The 636-nt window shown below is 38.2% G+C and carries 1 pseudogene; it reads right to left on the reverse strand.

What is annotated here, in order from left to right:
* Window positions 1-142 precede the first annotated feature (142 nt).
* Window positions 143-553, reverse strand: a pseudogene (locus L4B77_RS20245) (CreA family protein); the annotation flags it as partial.
* Between the last annotated feature and the right edge of the window lie 83 nt (window positions 554-636).

Raw genomic sequence — 636 nt, forward strand, 5'->3', positions numbered from 1 at the left:
GATTTACGCTGTCCAGGAAACTTCATATGAAAAATACAGTGAAAAAATTTTGCCGCATAATATCACATTTTAATTCTGTTTCTTTCATTATTATTACATTTTGAATCACCTGCACAATGACTGTACAGGTGATTCGATGTCTCTATTCGATTGGGGCTAACGTCGCGGGGTCAACATAAGCCTTTGTTCCCCACAATGGCACGGTGGACAGGCTGTGTTTGAAACTACCCTCGGTCTCTTTAGTGGTGTAAGACAAGTAGAGTAGCGTTTGATTCTCTGCATCATAAATACGTCTGACTTTCATCGTTTTGAAGAAAATACTTTTCGACTGCTTGAATACCACTTCACCTGATTCACTCTTGTCAATTGTTGCAATCATTTCAGGTGTAATATCACCCGTTTGACGACAAGAAATAGAACTATCACTCGGATCTGAAAGGCTAAGGTTTGCTTCGATTGATGCGATATGACAAGTCACACCGGTGATTTTATCATCGTCTAACGAAGATATTTTGATGTCCTTATATGTAAGAAAAATCTTACCAAGTGACACCTAATAAATATTGATCTGCTCCAGTTAGACTGGACACCGCATTAAGCTACATATTGTTTTTCAAAGTTAACTGGGCTTAGATA

The sequence above is a fragment of the Vibrio minamisatsumaniensis genome (assembly GCF_050337445.1).
GTDB classification, from domain to species: domain Bacteria; phylum Pseudomonadota; class Gammaproteobacteria; order Enterobacterales; family Vibrionaceae; genus Vibrio; species Vibrio artabrorum.